The sequence below is a fragment of the Nocardia cyriacigeorgica genome, assembly GCF_029868385.1.
Taxonomy (GTDB): Bacteria; Actinomycetota; Actinomycetes; order Mycobacteriales; family Mycobacteriaceae; genus Nocardia; species Nocardia cyriacigeorgica_F.
Genome location: NZ_JARWNX010000026.1, coordinates 50,494 through 69,910 on the forward strand (window position 1 = coordinate 50,494; position 19,417 = coordinate 69,910).

Consider the following 19,417-nt stretch of genomic DNA (forward strand, 5'->3'; position numbering starts at 1 on the left):
TAGGGCCCGGGCACATCTATCGTGCCCGGGCCCTACTGCGCTATCCGGTCCCGCCGCGGACGACAAGCCGGGACCAGCAGCGCGTGCGGTGATCGAGGAAGCGATCCGTTCAGGGGGTGAGGGTTTCGGCCTTGGCACGCTCGGTGGGCGGCTGGGGCCGGGCGGCGGCCGCCGGGCGCAGGAACAGGGCCGAGGCCGCGACGCCGACCAGCAGGATCACGGCGGGCAGATAGGTCGAATCCGCGAGGGCCGAACTGAAGGCGTCCTTGATCTGCTCCGGGATCGGGCCCGCGGTGCCCTCGCCCGCCGGTGCGCCGCCGAGGCCGTTGGCCGTCATCCTGGCCGCGATCAGTGCGCTGATCGCCGCACTGCCGAGGACCGCGCCGACCTGACGGGTGGTGTTGTAGACACCGGCGCCCGCACCCGCCTGGTGCACCGGAAGATTGTGGGTGGCGGTGGTCGCCAGCGGCGCCCAGATGAACGAGTTCGCGAAACCGGCGAGCCCGGCCGCGACCAGGAACCAGACGATCGACGAATCCGGCGTCATCAACAGCGCGAACCAGGCGACGGCGAGCGCGAACGAGGCGAACCCGATCGTCGGTACCACCCGTGGATGCAACCGCCCGGCGAACTTGCCGACCACCGGTGCGCAGACGCCGGTGATGATCGCCATCGGCGCGAACACCAACGCCGATTCCGTCGGCGACATCTCGCGCACGGCCTGGAGATAGAAGTACAGCGGCACCATCAACGCCGTCGTCGCCGCGCCCATCGCCGCGATCGCCAGATTCGACAGTCCGAAATTGCGATCACGGAACAGGCTCAGCGGCAGCAGCGGCTCACCGGTATTGCGCGCCTGATTCAGCACGAACAGCGCGAGCACCAGCACGCCAGCGCCGATCAGCAACCAGATCCAGGCCGACCAGTCGTAGCTGTTGCCCTCCTGGATGCCGAACACCAGCAGACCCATACCGATCGCGCTGAGCACCACACCGGGGATGTCGAACCGATGCGGATGCGTGGGCAGGGCCGGGACCAGCCGCACGGCAAGGACGAAGGCGATGATGCCGACCGGGACGTTGACGAAGAAGATCCACTCCCAGCCCAGGCTGTCGACCAGCAGGCCGCCGAGGATCGGGCCGACGAGCGTGGCGAGCCCGGCCACCGCACCCCACAGGCCCATGGCCGCACCGCGTTTGTCCGGCGGGAAGGTGCGCGTGATCACGGCCATGGTCTGCGGCGTCATCAACGCCGCGCCGAGGCCCTGTACCGCACGGGCGGCGATCAGCATGCCGATACTGCCGGACAGACCGCACCACAGCGATGCCAGCGTGAAGACGGCCAGACCGATCAGATAGATGTTCTTCGGCCCGAAACGGTCGCCGAGGCGCCCGGTCACCAGCAGCGGCACCGCGTAGGTGAGCAGATAGGCGCTGGTCACCCAGATGACCTGGGAGATGTCGGCGTGCAGGCTCTCGAGGATGGCCGGATTGGCGACCGCGACGATCGTGACGTCCAGCAGGATCATGAAGAACCCCACCACCAGCGCGGACAGCGCCAGCCACGGATTGCGTTCGGTGGACATCGATTTCGTTCCTAACTCGGAGGCGGATGACGAGCGACGTCGTTGTCGGGGGTGTCGGATCCGGTGGATGGTTCAGGAGGCGGCGGCGGTGTCGTCGGGCTCCGACGACGATGGGGCCGGTGCGGACTCGCAGGGGTCCATGCGGTGTCCGGTGACGGGATCGAACTCGTCCCAGATCAGCGCGCCGCCGTCGAGTTCGGCGACCATGTGCTCGACCCAGTCGATCTCGGCGCGCACGGTGGCGCGCAGATAGGGCAGCACGATCCAGTAGCGGCGCGGTACCTGTTTGCGTTCGGCCACCGCGATCATGGTGTCGATTTCGGCGGATTGCCCGGCGAGGTGTTCGATCCGTTCCCGCAGCAGCGCCAGCACTTCGGGTTTGGGCAGGTTGTGCGCTTCGCCCAGTGCCACCGGGAAGATCGGATACTCCGGTACCGGTTTGCGCAACAGCTCGGCGACGCGCTCGCGCAGGGTGTCGCGCCCCTCGGCGGTGATCCGGTAGGTGGTGCGTTCCGGACGGTTGCCCGCGCGGTCGATGCCCTCGGCGGTCAGCCATCCGGTATCCGCCAATCGGGCGATCACGTGGTACAGCGAGCCCGGCCGCACCTTGACCAGCTTGTCCTCATGCCGCAGCACGAGTAGCTGATACATCTCGTAGGGATGCATGGGCCGCTCTTCGAGCAGAGCGAGCACGGCGATCGCCAGCGGGGTCACCGTCGTACCCGTGCGCTGCCCCATCTGTGTCCCCTTCCCGGCCGACGCCGCACCTTCGCGGATTCGGCGAGTGCTCACGGAACGCTATCCGCACGCTCCGACATATCCCGTGTCAAATATTCCAACTGGAATATACGGCGCGGAAGTGGTGTGGACAAGGGCACGTGATGGTGGAGACGTCGTCTCCTCAGAGACCGTGGGTATCGAGCCAGTCGCGGGCCAGCCGACCGGGGTCGGCGGCGTCGTCACGGACTCGGGCGACCATGGTGATCAGCTCGTCGGTGGTCAGTTCACCGGCGACGTAGTTCAGCTTCTCCCACTGCCGCTCGTCGAGCGCGCCCTTGCGGACCAGCGCGACCGGGTTCTCGGCGCGTACCGCGTTGTCGTCGTCGGAGAGCACACGCAGTCCCGCCGTCGCGGCAGGCGTCAGGTCCGGGGGACCTGCCAGTACGCCTACTCGAATCCGGCCATCCGACAGGGCTTTTCGCAGTTCGTCCGGGTTCGGGAAGGTGGTGGTCGCGGCGAACTCGCAGCCATCGATCCGCAGGGCCGCCGGTGGTGTGGTGAACACGCCCGGCACCGGCGCGACACCCGCCGTCGAGGTCGAGCATTCGGGCCTGAGATCCGCGACCGATTCGATCGATGTGGGTTCGCCGACGAGCAGACGTGGCCGCAGATCGGCGCCGTCGGCGGCATCGGTGACGACCAGACCCTGTGGCAGCGAACGGTTCAGCTCGGTGGTGACCTGCTCGCCGGACCATGCGGTGGCCCCGCCGGCCAGCTCCGCCAGCAGCGCGCCGTTGTGCTCGCCGGTCAGCGTCACGGTGCCCGCGTCGAGGGCGGCCAACCGGTCGGCGCGCGAGCCGAGATCGCGTGCGACGGCGACGGTCGCACCGGTGCGGGCCAGCGCCTGGGCGTAGATCTCGGCCAGCACGACCGATTCCGCGGTGTCACCGGCACCGACCACCAGCGGTTCGGGCGCGGAACCGTCACCGCAGGACACGGCCACTGTGGCCAGGGCGACGGCCAGGACCCGGCCCAGCACCCGCAGCGGCGCGGCAAGCACCATCGGCGCGACACCAACTTTCCCGAGGAACTGGCCCACGCGGACACAGCCGAGCGGGCGATGAGGTCAGTGGAGAATGTACCGGTGCCTGCCGGGCCGCATCGCCACCTCCCCGCGGAGGGCGAGAATTCCTGGCTCTGCGGTCATTCGCCGCGCGAGGCGTGCCACCCACTTCCGTGTGCCCGGCCGTGATCGGCCGGACGGTGACTCACCGCCCGAACACGATCCGACCGTGCGTCCGCCGAGGTTTCGGCAACTCGGACGAGGACGCACGCGCGCCAGCGGTATCGCCATAGAAAACGAGCGTGGGGCGCCCTCCGATCGGAAGGGCGCCCCACGCTCAGGCATTCAGTGCTTACGCAACACCCTCTGCGCGCGCGGCGGCCGCCACGGCTTCGGCGACGGCCGGGGCCACGCGGGGGTCCAGCGGGCTCGGCACGATCCGGTCGATGGCCAGCTCATCGGCCACCACGGCGAGGATGGCGTCGGCGGCGGCGATCTTCATGCCCTCGGTGATCCGGCGCGCACCCGCGTCGAGGGCACCCTTGAAGACACCGGGGAACGCGAGGACATTGTTGATCTGGTTCGGGAAGTCGCTGCGCCCGGTGGCCACGATCGAGGCGTACTTGGCGGCGACCTCGGGGTGGATCTCCGGGTCCGGGTTGGACATGGCGAACACGATCGACTCCGGCGCCATCGAGGCGATGAGTTCTTCGGCGATCTTGCCCGCGGACAGGCCGAGGAACACATCGGCACCGGCCAGTGCGTCGGCGGCGGTGCCGGTCAGGCCGCGCGGGTTGGTGCGCTCGGCCAGATCGGCCTTGACCTCGTTGAGGTCGGTGCGGTCACGGCTGACGATGCCCTTGGAGTCGAGCACGGTCACATCGGCCACACCGGCGGCGAGCAGGATGTTGGTGCACGCGACACCGGCAGCGCCCGCACCGGACACCACGACCTTCAATCCGGAGGTGCTGCGGCCCTGCACCTTGGCGGCGCCGTTGAGCGCGGCCAGCACCACGATGGCGGTGCCGTGCTGATCATCGTGCATAACCGGGCAGTCGAGGGCCTCGATCACGCGCTTCTCGATCTCGAAGCAGCGCGGCGCGGAGATGTCTTCCAGGTTCACCGCGCCGAAGCTCGGGCGCAGCCGGATCAGGGTCTCGACGATCTCGTCGACATCCTTGGTGTCCAGCACGATCGGGATCGAATCCAGTCCGGCGAACTTCTTGAACAGCGCGGCCTTGCCCTCCATCACCGGCAGCGACGCGCGCGGGCCGATGTCACCGAGGCCGAGCACCGCGGTGCCATCGCTGACGACGACGACCAGCCGGTCGGTCCAGGTGTAGCGCTTGGCGAGCGATTCGTCCTCCGCGATGGCGCGGCTGACCTGCGCGACGCCGGGCGTGTAGGCGATCGAGAGGTCGCGCTGGGTCTCCAAAGGCGCACTCAGCTCTACCGAGAGCTTGCCGCCGAGGTGGCCAGCGAAGATCTCTTCGTGGGTGATCGCCGCGAGGTCGTCGGCGGCATTCTTGCTGGCAGTGGCGTTCGGTGCGTCAGTCACAGATGACACGATTTCACTCCTGCTGGGATCGGTCACAATCGGGGGACGGTTACCGTCGGGTTTTCTGGTACCAGGTGCTTCGTATCGCTCATCGGGTGCGCTGACCGGTACGTTTCGGCTTCTCGACAGCCTTGTCGACGTGGCGCGGCACTGATCCGTCGAGCGGAACCGGACGGGTGGGCCCGGAAAGATCATGCGGGTGGATCCTCGGGACACGACGGTGCGTCGTGCGGCGGTGATCACCGTGATTCCCGTACCCGGCGGTGGCGTAGGTCGGGGGTCCGCAACATTCTGCCAGCCTGCCCGACCACATGCCAAACCGGTGGATCCGGTCGTGGTCGTGCACCATCATTCGAGCGTATGCCGCTGGAATTACCCCGACGTAAGCGGAAACTCGCCTCGTAGGAGGACGCGGCCGTGAGCTGTCCGATGGCGGAGCCGGACGCATGGTGAGATGTGCCGCGACCACCGCGCTCGGAACGCGGGCCGACTCAACCAGGGGCGGCCGGATCGAGCCCCGGCATCCGCCCACCACTGTCACGTGCTCCCGGCCGAGCGGATGCGGGGCGTATCGGGCCCGGCGCCTGCGGTTCGATCGGGGTCCGCGCGGTCTTACGCACCCAGACACTGTCGAGGCCACCCGAGCGCAACCGCACCCGCCACCGGGCGTCCGCCTCGGGATGGTCGGTGCGGCGATGGACGCCGCGGCTTTCGGTCCGGGCCAGCGCACTGTATTCGGTCCACCGGGCGACCGCGAGCAGTGCCGCGGCCTCCCTGGCGCGCAATCCTTCCGCCCCCGCGCCACCCAGGTCGAAGACCGCGCCCGGCCACATATCGTCGAGTTCGGCGATGCTGTGGCGCAGGCTGCCCGCGCTGCGCCAGTAGCTGCGCCGCAGCGGCAGGGTGTGTTCCTGCACCAGGCCGATCACCGCGCGCGGATCGATCCTCGCGACAGGTGCGAGTCCGGCGCCGGGCGCCGACCCGGCGGGTGCGAGCGCGCGCCGATCGGGAATCGGGCGCGCACGGGCGAACCGCGACGCGCTCGCCCCGGACCAGGTCCCCGAGGCGATGGCCCAGGAGCCGCCGAAACCGCTCACCGCACCGCTGACCGCCTCACGGCTGGTGACATCGCCCGCCGCGAACAGTCCGGGGATGGTGGTCGCGCATTCGGCTCCGGTGAGGTGCAGGCCGCCGGTGCCACGCACGGTGCCCTCCAGCACCGCACGCAATGCGATCCCGGAGTGGCGATCGGCGGGGCCGTGACGGCGCGGCAGACGAGGGTGCCGCGCCGGGAGCGCGGCGGGAATCCCGTAGATCTTGCGGCCGTCGGCGAGCGCGGCGAAGGCGGCGCCGCGGTGTCCGTCAAGGGCGGCGCCGGTCTCGTCGTGCAGCGTGGCGAAGGTCGGTCCGTGATCCACCGGGCTCACGTAGGCGGCGGGTGCGAGGCCGTAGGCACCGGAGAACTCCATACCGGACAGTTCCGCGCCCGCCTCGACCGCGAACAGCAGGCCGTCGCCGGTGTCGACATCGGTTCCGGCCCGGCCGGACAGGAACGCGCATCCGCCGGTGGCGACCACCACCGCCGAGGCACGCACGGTCCAGGGCCGGAAGTCGTTGCGCCGCCGCACTCCCGTGGCGCCGGATACGATGCCTTCCCGGTCGACGAGCAGACGTGCTGCCGGATGGTGGTCGAGCACGCGGACACCGGCTTCCAGCGCGGTACGCCGCATCCGGCGCAGATACGCGGCGCCGTCGAGCCAGACGCGCGCCGTATGCGGCCCGCCGGTGAATCGGTGGCCCCAGCCCGCGAGCTGCGCGATCCGATCGTGGGTCTCGGCGAGCACCCGGTGGGTGGTCTCCGGATCACCGAGCCAGCCACCGTGACCGAGCACGCGGCGCACGGTCTCGACCCGTGCGGGTCCTGGCGCGACATTCCACAGCGAAGTGGGGCCCACCGCGGTCGGACCGGCCGCGCCGCAGCGCGCCTTGTCCGCGAGGATCACCCGTGCGCCCGCCGCGGCGGCGGAAACTGCCGCCCAGATTCCGGCGGGACCACCGCCGAGAACCAGAACGTCGGTCTCCCATTCAGCCACAAGGTCAAATGTTGGTGCACAGTTCACCGGCCCGCAACCGATTCAGGTGGATCAACTCCACCATTGTGTCCACAGCAGGACACCGGTCGTGAGGAAAACTATCAGCGATCCGGAAAACGCTGCCAAACCCTTATGCCGATCCGAATACACCTGGGCCACAACGACGATCGCCGCCGACACCACATGCCAGCTCACCGACTCGCCACCCGGACCGGGAAAACCGCGCCGAGCGCCCATGATCGCCGCGGCCACCACCACGAGGGCGAGGACGAACGTTCCGGCGGCGACCATGCCGCTGAGCCCGCGCGCGAGTCTCACGAGCCGATCACCGGCACCCCGGTCGCCTTTCCGACCAGCACCTCGAGTTGGGCGGGATCGGTGGTGAATTCACCGAGCCGGATGGTCTTGTTGCTGCCGTGATAGTCCGAGGAGCCGGTGGTGAGCAGACCGAGTTCGGCGGCGAGGCCCTCCAGCAGCGCGCGGTCGGCCGCGCCGTGGTCGGGGTGGTCGACCTCGAGCCCACCGAGCCCGAGTTCGGCGAGTTCCCTGATGTCGTCGATCGCCAGCAGTCTGCCCCGTTTGCGCGCCCTGGTGTGGGCGAGCACGCTCACCCCGCCCGCGGCGGCGATCATCTCCACCGCCCGACGCAGCGGCGTGTCGGCCTTCTCGGCGTAGTAGCGACCGTGCGGGGCCAGCAGATCGGCGAAGGCGGCGTCGACGGTCGGCACCACCCCTGCCGCGACCAGCGCTCGCGCCAGATGCGGCCGTCCGGCCGACGGCCCGGCCGAGGCGAGCACCGCATCGGGATCGACGGGCAGACCGTCGGCGGCCATCCGCTCGGCCATCGCCCGCAATCGCTCGACGCGTTCGGCCCGCAACCGCTCACGCTCCTCGGCGAAACTGCGATCCGACGGGTCGAACAGGTAGGCGAGCAGATGCACCGACACCGGCCAGCCGTCCTCACCGAGACCGATGCACGACATCTCCATACCGCGGATCAGGGTCAGGCCCTCGGGTCGCGCCGCCACCGCCTCGGCCCAGCCCGCGGTGGTGTCGTGATCGGTGATGGCGACGACGTCCAGTCCGGCCGCCGCCGCGTTCCGCACCAGCTCGGCCGGGGTATCGGTGCCGTCGGAGGCGGTCGAATGGGTATGCAGGTCGATGCGCACGCCCTCCAGTGTGTCAGTGTGCGATCGGCGGGCTGTCCCCATGCCCGGACCAGCCGCGCCAGGACCACAGAGACCCGGCGCCGACCGGAACGCCACCGCGCCGCTGTCGGTCCGGCGCGGACGTAGCATCGACCGGTGCCGTCGATTCCCCCGCTGCCGTACTTCCGAGGTCCGGCGAAGGCCCCGGCCCCGCTGCCGCGGATTCCCGTGCCGACCGCGCGGGCGATCGTCGACTGCGCGGTCTATGTCGACGGGGCGCGGCTGCCGGGGCATTTCACCCATCAGGCGGCCTTGCAGGAGGTGCGGACCAGGGGCGAGGGCTTCGTCTGGATCGGCCTGCACGACCCCGATGAGGCGCAGATGACCGATATCGCGCAGACCTTCGGGCTGCACGCGCTTGCCGTCGAGGACGCCGTCCACGCCCACCAGCGCCCCAAGCTGGAGCGCTACGACGACACCCTGGTGCTGGTGATGCGTCCGGTCGCCTATCACGAACACGAACTGAATTCCGTCAGCGAAATCGTCGAGACCGGCGAGCTGATGATCTTCACCGGGCGCGATTTCGTGGTGGCGGTGCGCCACGGCGAACATTCCGGGCTCGCCGCGGTCCGCAGGGAGCTGGAGGCCGATCCGGAACGGCTGCGGCACGGCCCCGGTGCGGTGCTGCACGCCATCGCCGACTATGTGGTGGACAACTATCTCGATGTGGTGCAGTCGATCGAAGACGATATCGACGAGATGGAAGAAGAGGTCTTCACCCCGCGCAGCAAGGTCGCCGTCGAATCCATCTATCAGCTCAAACGTGAGGTGGTGGAATTGCGGCGGGCGGTCGCCCCGCTGGCGCTCCCGCTCCAATTGCTGAGCCAGAACACGAATCTGCCGCTGCCGAAGGAGGTCCGGCGCTATTTCCGCGATGTCGCCGACCACCACACCACCGTCGCCGACCGCATCGTCGATTTCGACGAATCACTCGGCGCGTTGATCAATGCGGCGTTGGCCAAGATCGCGGTGCAGCAGAACACCGATATGCGCAAGATTTCCGCATGGGTCGCCATCGCGGCGGTGCCGACCATGATCGCCGGTATCTACGGGATGAACTTCGAACATATGCCGGAACTGAAGACCAGCTGGGGCTATCCAGTGGTCTGGGTCATCATCCTCACCATCTGCACCGGCCTCTACGCGGTCTTCCACCGCAACCACTGGCTGTGACCGGGCGGGCTACAGCGTCGCGGCCCCACGATGCGGATCGCGCACGTCGATGCCCGCCTCGGCCCACGCATCCCGCAACGCCTGCGCGCCACGCACCCGCACCCAGGCCGCCTCGGTCGCGGTGACCGGGACGACGTCCAGATACCGCACCGGCTCGGCGGGTTCGGGCAGGACCACATCGGGAATATCGCTCGGACCGAGCAGCACTGCGGTGAAGGGCGCATTGTGCCACATCGGCTCGCCCAGATCGAGCAGCGCATCCGCTTGCAGCACAACACCTTCCACCGCGGGCGAGGCCGCGAGTATGCCGAGGGCGCGGGCCAGCCCGGACGCCGCGCCGACACCGGCGTGCATGCTGAGCACCAGTTCCGCGCGCGGGCCCTGCACCGGATCGGCCAGCACCTCCGACGGATCACCCATCGGATGACGGGAACCGCCGAGCGTCGCATAGTGCACCAGATCGTCGCCGGGGACGATGCGCAGGATCTCGATCGGTTCCAGGCCGAGGAAAGTCACCGAGGCCGCGTCCACCGCGGACGCCTCGACTCCGAAATGTCCGAGTACGCACGCGCGTACCGTGTTCACCACATCCATGCGTATCAGATCGCCAGCCGCGCCAGCATGTCCCTGGCCTGCTCGGCCGTCTTGGGATCGCACAGCACGTCGTAGCGGCCCGCGACCAGCTGCATGGTGGACGCGAAATCGCGCTGCCCCTTCGTCGCCGCGTACGGGATCGAGGTGGAGATGACGCCGAAGATGATGCCGCCGACCAGGCCCACCAGCAGCGGGCCGAGCGCGCCGCCGGTGGTGAACAGGCTCAGCAGCAGGCCGAGGAACAGGCCCAGCCATGCGCCCGACACCACACCGCCGCCGATCACCTTGCCCCAGTTCAACCGGTAGAGGACCCGCTCGACCTGCATGAGGTCGACGCCGACGATCGTCATGTCCTGTACCGGGAACTGATTGTCGGCCAGATAGTCGACGGCGCGCTGCGCCTCGGCGTAGGTCGGATACGACCCGACCGGCCAGCCCGACGGCGGCGTCGGCAGGCCCTGCCTGCCGCGATTCGCGTTCCCCAAGGGATTCGTCATAGGTCCATTCTGCTATTCCATCCGGCCCCGCGCCGTGCTATATACCGCGCGTCACTTTTCCGGTGGGGTGAAACGGGTGGTGCGCGACATGCCGGCGGCCCGGCCCTTATCGGCGATGACCTGCGCCATCTTCGCGCTGGCCTCATCGATCATCTCGTCGCCGAGCATGGCCGCGCCGCGTGCGCCGCCCGCGCTGGAGGTATGGAACGCATAGGCCTCCAGGATCAGTTCGGCACGGTCGTAATCGGCCTGCCGCGGACTGAAGATCTCGTTGGCGGCGTCGATCTGCCCCGGATGCAGCACCCATTTGCCGTCGAAGCCGAGCGCCGCGGTGCGACCGGCGGCGCGGCGGAATCCGTCGACGTCGCGGATCTGGAGATACGGGCCGTCGATGGCCTGCAATCCGTGCGCGCGGGCGGTGAGCAGGATCGTCATCAGGATGTGGTGATAGGCGTCGCCGGTGTCGTAGCCCTCCGGCTGCTCACCGACCACGAGGGTGCGCATATTGATGCTCGCCATGAAATCGGCCGGACCGAAGACGAGGGCCTGCACCCGCGGGCTCGCGGTGGCGATCGCATCGATATTGCGCAGCCCGAGCGCGTTCTCCAGCTGCGGTTCGATCCCGATCCGGCCCGGCTCGAGGCCGTTGGTCTGTTCCAGCTGACTCAGCAGCAGATCCAGCGCGCGTACCTGACCGGCGTCGGTGACCTTGGGCAGCAGGATGGCGTCGATCGCGGTGCCGGCGCCGTCGACCACGCTGATCACATCCTGATAGGTCCACGGTGTGGTCCAGTCGTTGACCCGCACCACCCGCAGCTGCGACCCCCACCCGGAATCGTTGAGCGCGGCAATGATGTTGGCGCGGGCGGCGGCCTTGGCGGCCGGGGCGACGGCGTCCTCCAGATCGAGGAACACCTCGTCGACGGGCAACCCCTTGGCTTTTTCGATCATCTTCGGGTTGCTTCCCGGCACGGCCAGCACGGAACGGCGCGGCTTCATCAACACTCCTGTCGTCGGCCAACTTCGGCCCGCGAAGCTCTAACCTGGCATTCATGGCAGCTACCAGGGTGTACGTCGCCAGGCTTGCGGGCCTGGCGGTGCTGGGACCGGACGGCGAGTCTATCGGCCGCATCCGCGATGTGGTCGTGGCAGTCCGTTACGACCGCCAGCAACCCCGGGTGCACGGCCTTGTCATCGAATTGCCGACCCGGCGCCGGATCTTCGTGCCGATGCTGCGGGTGACCTCGATCGAACCGGGCAATGTCACGCTCAATACCGGCACCGTCAGCCTGCGCCGCTTCGCTCAGCGGCCCGGCGAACTGCTGGCCTTGGCGCAGATCGTGGATTCGGCGGTCCGGGTGCAGGATCCCGATCTGCCCGATCTGGACGGGGTGGACGTGTTCGTGGTCGATCTCGGGTTGGAACAGACCAGGACGCGGGATTGGCGGGTCTCGCGGGTCGCGGTGCGCGGGCATCGGCGGCTCGGGCGCAGACGCACGGTGCACGTGGTGGATTGGGTGCACGTCAGCGGGCTGACGCCGTACGAGATCGGCAGGCCCGGCCAGGAGGTCACCACGCTGCTGGAGCAGTTCGAGGGCCTGCGCGCGGCCGATGTCGCGCATCTGCTGCGCGAGCTGCCGGAGAAGCGGCGCATCGAGGTCGCGGTGGCGCTCGACGACGAACGCCTCGCCGATGTCGTCCAGGAGCTGCCCGATGACGATCAGGTCGATCTGCTCGGCCATCTCGAGGTCCGCCGGGCCGCCGATGTGCTGGAGGCGATGGATCCCGACGACGCCGCCGATCTGCTGGGCGAACTGCCCGCCAACGAAGCCGAATCGCTGCTGGCGCTGATGGACCCCGAGGAATCCGAACCGGTGCGCCGCCTGCTCGAACACTCCCCCGACACCGCGGGCGGCCTGATGACCCCGCGTCCGGTGGTGCTGACCCCGGCGACGACGGTGGCCGAAGCATTGGCCCGGGTCCGCAACCCCGACCTCACCCCGGCGTTGGCGTCGATGGTGTTCGTGGTCCGGCCGCCGACGGCCACCCCGACCGGCCGCTACCTCGGCTGTGTTCATTTGCAGCAGCTGCTGCGCGAACCGCCAGCGCACCTGGTCGGCGGACTGCTCGACGCCGATCTGTCGACGCTGCGGCCGGAGGCGCCGCTGACCACCGTCACCCGCTACTTCGCCACCTACAACCTGGTCTGCGGGCCGGTGGTGGACGAGGAGAATCATCTGCTCGGCGCGGTCAGCGTCGACGACGTCCTCGATCATCTGCTGCCGGAGGACTGGCGCGAGGACGAGGAGTTACACGAAGGGGTGCACGGCCGTGACTGACAAGAATCCGGCGGGGCGGGCGATAAGCACGGCCAGGCAGCGGCTCGAGACACCGGTCGGCTCCCGGTTCCGGTTCGATTGGGATGCCGAGGCACTGGCCCGCAGCAGCGAGCGGGTCGCGCGGTTCCTCGGCACCGGTCGCTACCTCGCCATCCAGACCGTGATCGTCATCGTCTGGATCCTGCTCAATGTCTTCGTCATCGCGCTGCGCTGGGATCCGTACCCGTTCATCCTGCTGAACTTGGCCTTCTCCACCCAGGCCGCCTACGCCGCCCCACTGATCCTGCTAGCGCAGAACCGGCAGGACAACCGCGACCGCGTATCGCTGGAGGAAGACCGGATACGGGCCGCGCAGACCAAGGCCGATACCGAATTCCTGGCTCGCGAGTTGGCCGCGCTGCGCATCGCGGTCGGCGAGGTCGCGACACGTGACTACGTGCGCCGCGAGCTCGAGGAAATGCGCGAGGTGCTCGACCGGCTCGCCGAGGCCACGCTGCCGGAGCACGAGCCTCGCCCAGACAAGGCCGGAAAGGCGACACGCAAGAAAAGCTCCGGTAGAAAGCAGGGCCAAGCCCCGGTTTCACCACCCGTCTCCGATGATTGACCGGAAATACACAACAGTCTTCTGACCGATGGGTAACCTGGATCACGTTGTCCAGAGCGAGCCGGGCCCGGATGTCCGGGACGGTTGCTTCCCGCGACGTAGAGGATTGGTGCGGCCGAATGCGAATACCTGCCCCGATAACCGTCTCGGCACTCGTCGTCGCCGGTTTGGTGGCTACCGGATCCGCCACCCACACCACCACCTCCACCACCCCGCCCGAAGCACCGGAAGCCCTGCTCGCGGCGTCCTCGCGCAGTACCGACACGGTCGGCGACGATAAGGGCGCCAAGCTGTCCCAGACGATCGGCCTGCTACCCGTGGCGCCCGAGCCGCCACGCAAGCTGCGCGCGATGACTCCGCCCGCCGACGGCGTACCGCCCTTCGGCGGCGCGGTCCCGCTACAGAACATCTCCCTACCCATCGGCGGCGGCACCCTCGGTATCCCCGAGGTCGTTCTCGCCGCCTACCGCAATGCCGAACTGGCACTGGAATCGTCGATGCCCGGCTGCGGCGTGTCGTGGAATCTGCTCGCCGGAATCGGCCGGATCGAATCGGGCCATGCGGGCAATGGCCGTACCGATGCCGCGGGCACCTCGGTGACCCCGATCTTCGGCCCCGCACTCGACGGCACCCTGCCGGGCAACGAGATCATCCGAGCCACCGATGGCGGCTATGTCCGCGCCATCGGTCCCATGCAATTCCTGCCCGGCACCTGGAACCTCTACAGCGCCGACGGCAACGGCGACGGAATCTCCGACCCGCACAACGTCTTCGACGCCACCCTCGCCGCCGGAAAATACCTGTGCTCGGGCGGGTTGAACCTGCGCGATCCAGCCCAGGAACTGCGCGCGGTGCTGCGCTACAACAACTCCATGTCGTATGCGGCCAATGTGCTGAGCTGGTCGGCGGCCTACCGCACCGGCGGCACTCCGGCCCCGGTCACCATCTCCCCCGATCTGATCCCGCCGGGCAGTGCCCCGATCGAGATGGGCCCGGATATGACCGCCGTCGACACCACCACCGCCACGACCACCACCGAGACCCCGCCGCCCGGTACCGAAACCACGCCGCCCACCACCACTCCGGGCGAACCGATGATCATCATCCCCGGCCTGCCGCCGATCCCGTGCGGCATCTTCTGCCCGCCACCACCGCCACCCGCGCCCGGTCAGGTGGTGCCCGCGCCGATGCCGAAGCCCGGCGCGCCCGCCGATCCGGCGCAACCGGGGCAGCCCGCCGATCCGGCGCAGCCCGGTCAGCCCGCACCGCAAGCGGACCAGGCACCCGGCGCCCCGGCCCAGCCCGCACCGGCCGATCCGAACGCACAGCCACCGGCCGAACCATCGAAGACTCCGGAGCCCGGTCCACCGCCCGCACCGGAACCCACCGCGACCCCGACACCGCAGCCCGCGGTGACGCTGCCGTTCGGCATCGTCGTCCCACTTCCCGCGCCCCCGCAGTGATTTCAAACGGAAACCCAGATCACGAAGCAGTAACAAAAAGGTCTCGGATGCTGTAGCCTTCGTTCGTAGGTCACGAAGGGCTCACGAGAGAGACAACGACTCGTAACAGAGTCGGCGCCTCCGCCGCGAGCTCGACTCCTTGAGTCGATGGAGGGTCACAGCACCGTGGGGCGTCACCGCAAACAACCGCCGCCTACCGTTCGGCGTAGCTCCGTACTCGCCTTGACCGGGCTCGTTCCCGCCGGACTCGTCGCCGTCAACACCGCATCGGCGGTCGGCACCGACCCCACCGCGGCGACGGTCGAAATGCATCTGGCCGCCGACGAGGGCGAGCAGCACGACACCAGCTTCGCCGCGTCGGCGCAGACCGTCGTCGATCTCGAGAGCCTCACCAACGCGATGGCCAAACAGTCGCGCGCGGTTCCGCCGACGGTGAAAACCGTTGCCCTGCCCCAGGATCGGGTACCCGCCGATCTTCCGGCCGCGCAGATGGGCATCCCCGGCATCGCGCACGCCGCCTACGTCGCCGCCGAAGAGGCACTGGCCGTCGAGAACCCCACCTGCCATATGCCGTGGACGGTGCTCGCGGGCATCGGCCGGGTCGAATCGACCCATATCTACAACGGCAAGGCCGACGCCGACGGCAACGCCCTCGACCCGGTCTACGGCCCGGTGCTCGACGGCAGCCTCGCGGGCAACAATGTCATCCACGATTCCGACGGCGGCGGACTCGACGGACTGTCCGGCTACGACCGCGCGGTCGGCCCCATGCAGTTCCTGCCCGAAACCTGGACCCACTACGCCGCCGACGGCAACGGCGACGGCATCGCCGACCCGCAGAACTATTACGACGCCACCCTGACCGCGGGCAAATACCTCTGCGACGGCGGTCTCGACATGCGCGATCTGGCCCAGCAGTCGCGCGCGATCCTGCGCTACAACAACTCGATGGCCTACGTCGCCAACGTCATGGCGTGGGCCAATTCCTACGGCACCGGGATCGCACCACAGCCCGCACAGCTGCCCCGTATCTGAGACGCCTAAAATCGGCGCTATGCCAGTGGTAACGGAAGCGGACGTGCGGGGCGCCCTCGCAAAGGTCGACGACCCGGAAATTCGCAAACCGATCACCGAACTGGGCATGGTGAAAAGCGTCGATATCGGCGCCGACAGCGATGTCCATATCGAGGTCTATCTGACGACGGCGGGCTGCCCGCTGCGCACCGAGATCACCCAGCGGGTCACCAAGGCCGTCGCCGATGTGCCCGGTGTCGGCGCGATCACCGTCGACCTGGACGTGATGAACGATGAGCAGCGCACCGAACTGCGCAAGCAGCTGCGCGGCGACTCCGCCGAACCGGTCATCCCCTTCGCCCAGCCCGGATCGCTGACCCGGGTGTACGCGGTGGCCTCCGGTAAGGGCGGGGTCGGAAAGTCCAGCGTCACGGTCAATCTCGCCGCCGCCCTCGCCGCGCGCGGGCTGTCGGTCGGTGTGCTCGACGCCGATATCTACGGCCATTCCATCCCGCGCATGCTCGGCACCGACGCCCGCCCCACCCAGGTCGAGCGGATGATCATGCCGCCGATCGCGCATGACGTGAAGATGATCTCCATCGCCCAGTTCACCCAGGGCAATACGCCGGTGGTGTGGCGCGGACCGATGCTGCACCGTGCGCTCCAGCAGTTCCTCGCCGACGTCTTCTGGGGCGATCTGGACGTGCTGCTGCTCGATCTGCCGCCCGGCACCGGTGATGTCGCCATCTCCATCGCCCAGCTGATCCCGAACGCGGAGATCCTGGTGGTCACCACACCGCAGCCCGCCGCCGCCGAGGTCGCCGAACGCGCCGGCGCCATCGCCTTGCAGACCAGGCAGCGGATCGCGGGTGTGGTGGAGAACATGTCCTGGCTCGATCTACCCGACGGCACCCGCATGGACCTCTACGGTTCCGGCGGCGGCCAAGCGGTGGCCGATCGGCTCACCCGCGCGGTCGGCGCCGACGTGCCGCTGCTCGGTCAGATCCCGATCGAGCAGTCCCTGCGCGAAGCCGGTGACGAGGGCACCCCCATCGTGCTGCGCGATCCGGAGAATCCGGCCGCGGTCGCCTTGAGCGCGGTGGCCGACAAACTGGCGGTGCGCCGCCGTGGTCTGGCGGGCATGTCGCTCGGCATCGACACGACCCGGCATTTGTGAACTGGTTCCGGCGCGTCCATCGATTCCGGCGGTGACGACTGATTTGGCGCCGACATGGGTAACTCGTCGGGGACGGGCCGACCCGACCACTCAGCGACCGCCGGCCGCCGACGCGGATGTCGCTGCGCCCGAGTCCGGCCGAAGAACGCGAAGAGGCGGAGGAGCATGCTCACGCTGCTGTTGTACGTACTGATCGTCGGATTGGTCGCCGCGGTGTTGTTCTTGCTCGCGGGGGCGGTCTTCGGGCGCGCGGAGGAGCTGGGGCCGCTGCCGGAGGGCACCACGGCCACGGTGCTCCCGGTCGACGGGATCTCCGGCGCCGATGTGCGGTCGCTGCGTTTCCAGCAGGTGGTGCGCGGCTACAAGGCCGGTGAGGTCGACTGGGCACTGGCCCGACTCGCCGCGCGTATCGATGAACTCCAGGGCCAGCTGGCGCAGGCACGCGCCGAGGCGGCCGCCGGTGCCACGCGACCGGCCGCGTCCGGCCCGGTGCCACCTTCGGCGGGCCCCGATCCGCGATGAGCACCACCACCGAGCCGATCCGCTGCCCGTGGTCGCTGGAATCGCAGCTCTACCGCGACTATCACGACACCGAATGGGGCCGCCCGCTGCACGGCGACGACGCCATGTTCGAGCGGCTGTGCCTCGAGGCGTTCCAATCCGGTCTGGCCTGGATCACGATCCTGCGCAAACGACCGGCGTTCCGCGCGGCCTTCGCCGGGTTCGTCATCGAGGACGTGGCCCGGTTCGACGACACCGACCGCGAACGCCTGCTCGCCGACACCGGCATCGTCCGCAACCGCGCCAAGATCGACGCGGCCATCGCCAACGCGAAGGTGGCCCGCGCACTCGACACCAGCCTCGACGAGCTGATCTGGTCGTTCGCCCCACCGCCGCGCCCGCGCCCGCGCACCCTCGCCGACGTCCCCGCCACCACACCCGAATCCATCGCTCTGGCAAAGGAATTGAAGCGGCGCGGATTCAAGTTCGTCGGACCGACCACCGCGTACGCGCTGATGCAGGCGACCGGTCTGGTCGATGATCATCTGGCCGATTGCTGGGTCGACGACGGCGCACCCTAGACCGCGCACGGCCGCGGTGAAGACCGGGGCGCACCTACCGAGCGGTCACATTTTCGAACTCAGGTATCCGTCCGCTCCAGCGATAAGGAAGAATGGACCGAGTGCAGCTCGCCACATGCCGGCGAGCTGCCCAGTTGGCGACAACTGGAGTTGCAAGCAAGTGCGCAGCACACCGCGCAGATCTGGAGGGAGCAGAGGATGGCGGCCATGAAGCCCCGCACCGGGGACGGTCCCCTCGAGGCAACCAAAGAAGGGCGTGGGATCGTCATGCGGGTTCCACTCGAGGGTGGCGGGCGTCTGGTCGTTGAGCTCACGCCGGATGAAGCCGCAGCGCTCGGCGACGAACTGAAGAGTGTCACCAGCTAGTCACCCGTCTACGCACTCGGCACTGACGGCGGTGACGAGTGCGCTGGCCTGCCCGGAATGTCAGGCCGGATTGTCCGCCTCGGATCGTTCGCTGCGCTGTGCCCGCGGGCACAGTTTCGATATCGCCAAACAGGGCTACATCACCCTGCTCACGGGTGCGTCGACCAAGATGACCGGCGATACGGCGGCAATGCTCGACGCCAGAGCGGCGTTCCAGGGCGGCGGTCATTTCGTACCGATCGCCGACGCCGTCGTCGCGGCCGTCGCCGGGGACAGCTCGCCGGGCGTCCCCGGCCCGGCGGAGCCCGCGTCCGAGCTGATGCTCGAGATCGGCGCGGGCACCGGCTATTACCTGGGCCGGGTGCTCGACGCCCGGCCGCACGCCGACGGCATCGCGCTGGACGTGGCGAAAGCGGCCGGTCGGCGTGGCGCACGCGCCCATCCGCGGGCCGCCGCGGTGGTGGCCGATGCCTGGCGCGGACTCCCGCTGCGCGACAACACCGTCGATGCGGCGCTGTCGGTGTTCGCACCGCGCAATCCGGACGAGGTGGCCAGGGTGCTGAGCACGCGCGGCCGGTTCGTCGTCGTCACCCCGACCGGCCGTCATCTGGCCGAACTCATCGAACCCCTCGGCATGGTGAGCGTCGATCCGGACAAGCAGGAGCGACTCACCGCCACCATGTCCCGGGCCTTCGAGCTGTGCACGCGCGGGACGGTCGAGTATCCGATGAAGCTGTCGCGCACCGATATCACGCAGGTCGTCGCCATGGGTCCGTCGGCGCATCACGCGAACGCCGCCGCGGCCGGGATCGCGGCGCTGCCGGACGTCACGGAGGTCACCGCCTCGGTGGTGGTGTCCACCTATCGCCCCACCGCCTGAC

The 19,417-nt window shown here is 69.0% G+C and carries 20 protein-coding genes; 10 read left to right on the forward strand and 10 right to left on the reverse strand.

All coding sequences use genetic code 11. The features are described from left to right. Positions 1–109: 109 nt before the first annotated feature. The 7 genes from QH168_RS04850 to QH168_RS04880 all read right to left on the reverse strand — a co-directional run bounded on the left by QH168_RS04850 (position 110) and on the right by QH168_RS04880 (position 8,188). A complete protein-coding gene (locus tag QH168_RS04850) occupies positions 110–1,585 on the reverse strand; it encodes a DHA2 family efflux MFS transporter permease subunit (RefSeq protein WP_280233198.1) in 1,476 nt (491 codons plus the stop codon). A gap of 72 nt (positions 1,586–1,657) precedes the next feature. Continuing rightward, positions 1,658–2,323, reverse strand: a complete 666-nt coding sequence (locus QH168_RS04855) for a PadR family transcriptional regulator (RefSeq protein ID WP_280233199.1) — start codon at positions 2,321–2,323, stop codon at positions 1,658–1,660. Between the two features lie 163 nt (positions 2,324–2,486). Then, positions 2,487–3,368, reverse strand: a complete 882-nt coding sequence (locus QH168_RS04860) for a glycine betaine ABC transporter substrate-binding protein (RefSeq protein ID WP_280233200.1) — start codon at positions 3,366–3,368, stop codon at positions 2,487–2,489. A 352-nt stretch (positions 3,369–3,720) separates the two neighbouring features. Further along, positions 3,721–4,935, reverse strand: coding sequence for an NAD(P)-dependent malic enzyme (locus tag QH168_RS04865; RefSeq protein ID WP_432421033.1), 1,215 nt, complete (start codon positions 4,933–4,935; stop codon positions 3,721–3,723). A gap of 482 nt (positions 4,936–5,417) precedes the next feature. After that, positions 5,418–7,019: an FAD-binding protein gene (locus QH168_RS04870; protein ID WP_280233202.1), complete on the reverse strand. Its 1,602-nt coding sequence runs from the start codon at positions 7,017–7,019 to the stop codon at positions 5,418–5,420. 51 nt (positions 7,020–7,070) lie between these two features. Further along, positions 7,071–7,337: a hypothetical protein gene (locus tag QH168_RS04875; RefSeq protein WP_280233203.1), complete on the reverse strand. Its 267-nt coding sequence runs from the start codon at positions 7,335–7,337 to the stop codon at positions 7,071–7,073. Beyond that, entirely contained in the window at positions 7,334–8,188 is an 855-nt protein-coding gene (locus QH168_RS04880) for a PHP domain-containing protein (protein ID WP_280233204.1), read from the reverse strand. The genes QH168_RS04875 and QH168_RS04880 overlap by 4 nt, the downstream gene beginning before the upstream one ends. A 135-nt stretch (positions 8,189–8,323) precedes the next feature. On the opposite strand from QH168_RS04880, the gene corA reads away from it, so the two are divergent. Beyond that, the gene (corA, locus tag QH168_RS04885) at positions 8,324–9,400 is read left to right on the forward strand and encodes a magnesium/cobalt transporter CorA (RefSeq protein ID WP_432421034.1); all 1,077 of its coding nucleotides are present in this window, start codon (positions 8,324–8,326) and stop codon (positions 9,398–9,400) included. A gap of 9 nt (positions 9,401–9,409) precedes the next feature. Here the strand turns inward: corA and QH168_RS04890 are convergent, their stop codons facing one another. The 3 genes from QH168_RS04890 to QH168_RS04900 are packed head-to-tail and all read right to left on the reverse strand — an operon-like array spanning position 9,410 to position 11,490. Further along, on the reverse strand, positions 9,410–9,994 hold the full coding sequence (locus tag QH168_RS04890; RefSeq protein WP_280233205.1) for a suppressor of fused domain protein: 585 nt from the start codon (positions 9,992–9,994) through the stop codon (positions 9,410–9,412). 5 nt (positions 9,995–9,999) lie between these two features. Further along, positions 10,000–10,491 (reverse strand): general stress protein, encoded by a 492-nt coding sequence (locus QH168_RS04895; RefSeq protein ID WP_163824127.1) that lies wholly within the window; start codon positions 10,489–10,491, stop codon positions 10,000–10,002. A gap of 51 nt (positions 10,492–10,542) precedes the next feature. After that, entirely contained in the window at positions 10,543–11,490 is a 948-nt protein-coding gene (locus QH168_RS04900) for an HpcH/HpaI aldolase/citrate lyase family protein (protein WP_280233206.1), read from the reverse strand. Positions 11,491–11,543: 53 nt separating this feature from the next. Here QH168_RS04900 and QH168_RS04905 point away from each other — a divergent pair, with 53 nt between their 5' ends. From QH168_RS04905 to QH168_RS04945, 9 genes are all read left to right on the forward strand, one after another. Further along, positions 11,544–12,830: a magnesium transporter MgtE N-terminal domain-containing protein gene (locus QH168_RS04905; RefSeq protein WP_280233207.1), complete on the forward strand. Its 1,287-nt coding sequence runs from the start codon at positions 11,544–11,546 to the stop codon at positions 12,828–12,830. After that, positions 12,823–13,434 (forward strand): DUF1003 domain-containing protein, encoded by a 612-nt coding sequence (locus QH168_RS04910; protein ID WP_280233208.1) that lies wholly within the window; start codon positions 12,823–12,825, stop codon positions 13,432–13,434. Before QH168_RS04905 ends, QH168_RS04910 begins: the two co-directional genes overlap by 8 nt. A 119-nt stretch (positions 13,435–13,553) precedes the next feature. Further along, complete coding sequence (locus QH168_RS04915; protein WP_280233209.1) at positions 13,554–14,897, forward strand: lytic transglycosylase domain-containing protein; 1,344 nt, start codon at positions 13,554–13,556, stop codon at positions 14,895–14,897. A gap of 165 nt (positions 14,898–15,062) precedes the next feature. Then, positions 15,063–15,932, forward strand: a complete 870-nt coding sequence (locus tag QH168_RS04920; RefSeq protein WP_280233210.1) for a lytic transglycosylase domain-containing protein — start codon at positions 15,063–15,065, stop codon at positions 15,930–15,932. Positions 15,933–15,951: 19 nt separating this feature from the next. Further along, on the forward strand, positions 15,952–17,088 hold the full coding sequence (locus QH168_RS04925) for an Mrp/NBP35 family ATP-binding protein (RefSeq protein WP_280233211.1): 1,137 nt from the start codon (positions 15,952–15,954) through the stop codon (positions 17,086–17,088). Positions 17,089–17,253: 165 nt separating this feature from the next. Continuing rightward, complete coding sequence (locus QH168_RS04930; protein ID WP_280233212.1) at positions 17,254–17,610, forward strand: DivIVA domain-containing protein; 357 nt, start codon at positions 17,254–17,256, stop codon at positions 17,608–17,610. Then, positions 17,607–18,170, forward strand: a complete 564-nt coding sequence (locus tag QH168_RS04935; RefSeq protein WP_280233213.1) for a DNA-3-methyladenine glycosylase I — start codon at positions 17,607–17,609, stop codon at positions 18,168–18,170. Before QH168_RS04930 ends, QH168_RS04935 begins: the two co-directional genes overlap by 4 nt. Before the next feature lie 198 nt (positions 18,171–18,368). After that, the gene (locus tag QH168_RS04940; protein WP_011211259.1) at positions 18,369–18,536 is read left to right on the forward strand and encodes a DUF3117 domain-containing protein; all 168 of its coding nucleotides are present in this window, start codon (positions 18,369–18,371) and stop codon (positions 18,534–18,536) included. 31 nt (positions 18,537–18,567) lie between these two features. Further along, positions 18,568–19,416, forward strand: a complete 849-nt coding sequence (locus QH168_RS04945) for a putative RNA methyltransferase (RefSeq protein WP_280233215.1) — start codon at positions 18,568–18,570, stop codon at positions 19,414–19,416. Position 19,417 lies beyond the last annotated feature (1 nt).